Annotated in this window: 3 protein-coding genes; 1 reads left to right on the top strand and 2 read right to left on the bottom strand. The window is 59.2% G+C overall.

Annotated features, from left to right (window positions below; genetic code table 11):
- Together G6N73_RS35220 and G6N73_RS37800 are read right to left on the bottom strand one after the other, a co-directional pair.
- Window positions 1-663, bottom strand: a 663-nt coding sequence (locus tag G6N73_RS35220) for an IS110 family transposase (RefSeq protein WP_165034470.1), incomplete at its 3' end; no start/stop codon positions are given.
- Between the two features lie 297 nt (window positions 664-960).
- On the bottom strand, window positions 961-1,404 hold the full coding sequence (locus tag G6N73_RS37800) for a tyrosine-type recombinase/integrase (RefSeq protein ID WP_246252826.1): 444 nt from the start codon (window positions 1,402-1,404) through the stop codon (window positions 961-963).
- Window positions 1,405-1,980: 576 nt separating this feature from the next.
- On the opposite strand from G6N73_RS37800, the gene G6N73_RS37795 reads away from it, so the two are divergent.
- A complete protein-coding gene (locus G6N73_RS37795; protein ID WP_343044848.1) occupies window positions 1,981-2,451 on the top strand; it encodes a LysR substrate-binding domain-containing protein in 471 nt (156 codons plus the stop codon).
- The last annotated feature ends 147 nt before the right edge of the window (window positions 2,452-2,598 follow it).

The following is a 2,598-nucleotide window of genomic DNA, read 5'->3' as shown; positions in this document are numbered from 1 at the left end:
GACGCCGGGGATCGTCATCAGTCGGCGGCAAACGCCGGAAGCCTTGGCCATCTTCTTCATGTCGGCATCGATTGCCGAGACAGCTGAGAGCACGGCAGCCCGCGCCGCGATGAGGCCTCGCATGGCCGCAGAGAGGCCGTCGATTCCTTCGCTTGCTTGTAGCGCCTGTTTGATGAAGGCGGGGCTGAGCGCCCGGGGTAGCCGGACGCCGAACACCACGGCGAGGCCGCGGATCTGGTTCTCCAGCATGACGCGCTGGCCGACCAGCTTCTTGCGCGCGATGACCAGTGAGCGGATGGCATGCGCCGGCAGAGACTTCACATGAGTCGGTTTGAAGAACCCGGTGCGGGCGAGATGGGCCAAGCCACGGGCATCGTTGCGGTCGGTCTTGTGGGTCGCCAACGATTTCAGCGCCTGGTAGGCCTGGCGGCTCTCGATGCAGACGACAGGGACGTCGCGTTCTCTAAGGCCGTGATAGAGCATCGGAGCCATGCGACCGGTTTCGAACACGACCCGTCGGCAACTGGGCGCCTTCGCCAGCGAAGCAAAGATCGCCTCAGCCGTCGAAATCGTCCTCGCCTCGTGAACGACTGCACCCTCACAGTCGAGAACGCAGACATGCGTCTCTTCCATCGAGATATCCAAACCTGCAAAATAATCCATGGGTCAGTCTCCTCTTCAAATATCGGAGCCGATCCTATCGGTCTCCGCGAAGAGCTGCCGCCCCATTACCCAATGTTGAAAAAGTTCGGTGTTCCGGAAGGCATGCCCCTGAAGTAGAAAGGCATTCCTCGCCGAGCGTACTGCTGGAATCAAGATTCCCAGGCAGTCCACTTGCGGCAAGAAATTCTATCTGCGCAGCCCTATGGCCTCGGTCGCGGACTTTTTCAACACTATCCGCCATTTGCTGACTTTCACGGCGCTTCTCCAAAGCTGCCCTGTGTTCTAGGGCCGGAGTCGCTAGTTGTGATCGTCACTGTTTCCTGATGGACCTATTGATTGCCGAAGCAGAGAGACAGATTCTATCGCGAGCGTCCTGCTTCGGCTGTCGACGATAGCTGCGCCGACATCGTGGCGTAGCGGCATCATCGTTTGCCGCCGCCCCTTGCCGTGGACAAGGATCTTGCCCGACCGCCAGTCGATGTCGTCAAAGTTGAGCGCCGCAACCTCGCTGGCGCGCAAGCCGAGCTTGGCCAGGACCATCAGAACCGCATAGTCTCGAAGTCCCATTGCCGTGGTCTGATCGCAGGCATCGAGAACCTGCTGGACCTTCTGTGGCGGCAGGAAGGTTGGCAGGCCAGCAAGCCGCCAGCGGCGGATTGACGGCACGCAATCGGCCAAGGCTACCGAAATGAAGCCCTTCAGATGCAAGTAGCGCAGGAAGGCGCGCACCAACCCGCACATCGCCTTGCCGCTGTCGGCGGAGCCATCGAGAGCATGTCGCTCGACATAACCGATGACGATCTCCGGGGTGAGCGCTGCAAACCCATCCGCGCCAGCCGGACAGACCTACCGCAGAAATCGGTGTGAGAGCAGCTTGTGTGGCTTTCCACCGTCGAGGCGGCGAGCCCTCTCTCAATCGTGAGATAAGCCGCGAACACATCAACAATCTGCTCATGCTCCGTGCGCTCAGCTGGAGGGGCCGCCGGAATTAAGCCTTCTTCCCGTAATGCAGAAAGCAAGCGTCGGAGCGCTGCCCGGTCGCCCGCGTGTTCCGCGACAGTCCCGTACGCCGTGCAATCTCCCGGATCGAAAGTCCGTCCCTCAGATTCCAGCGTCGGATAACGCTCAGTAACGCCATGTCTATCACTCAAAGTCCCATGCAATCATCAAGCAGGGGTGGTTTCAAACATGGGTCACTTCTCAATGGAAAAAACCGCCCAATCCCGGGTCGGATCTCGGTGGAAATCAACAGACAGAGGCCGACGGCAATTATCTCGCCGCGTGCAGGAGCATTCTTGATCAGGTTGGAGAGGCCGAATCCCACGCTGCTGGCGAGTACAGTATCCCGCGTGGCGTTCTGACGATCACTGCACCGATCGTTTCGGCCGGCTATATGTCGTCCCGATTGTCACCGCGTTCCTGGCCAAATTTCCCGAGATTAGTATCTATTTAACGCGCTCAGATCATACGCTCGATATCGTCGATGAGCACATTGATCTCGCCATTCGTACGGGGACGTTATCGGATAGTGTGCTCGTTGCGACCAGGGTCGGCGAAATTCGCCGTGTCGTGTGCGGGAGTCCCGCCTATTTTTCGGCCCACGGAACGCCAAAGACGCTGGACGATTTGGCCAAGCATATGTGTGTCACCTACACGACGCTCCCGTCGGGCATGACTTGGGTATTCATTCAACCCTCGAGACGGCAAACCGAGTCGAGGGGTCCGTCCTATCTGCCGATTGAAGATCAATACCGCCGAAGCGGCGATAGGCGCCGCGATTGCGGATAGAGGTGGCTCGGTTTGTTTGGACAGGAATTCCCGATTTATAAGTGGAACACTGCCTCTGGTTAGGCCGCCTCGGGAAGCGGTAGCGGGGTGAAGTAGGCCTCATCTGGCGCTCTGCCGTCAAGGCTGGAATGCGGGCGTACCCGATTG

This window comes from Allomesorhizobium camelthorni (assembly GCF_011045125.1).
Taxonomy (GTDB): Bacteria; Pseudomonadota; Alphaproteobacteria; order Rhizobiales; family Rhizobiaceae; genus Allomesorhizobium; species Allomesorhizobium camelthorni.
Note: the sequence above shows the minus strand (reverse complement) of the source record. Positions and strands in the feature narration are given on the sequence as shown.

Excerpts from the sequence above, each read along its gene's own strand:
- G6N73_RS37800 (WP_246252826.1), bottom strand. The coding sequence starts at position 1,404 with ATGTGCGGGTTGGTGCGCGCCTTCCTGCGCTACTTGCATCTGAAGGGC.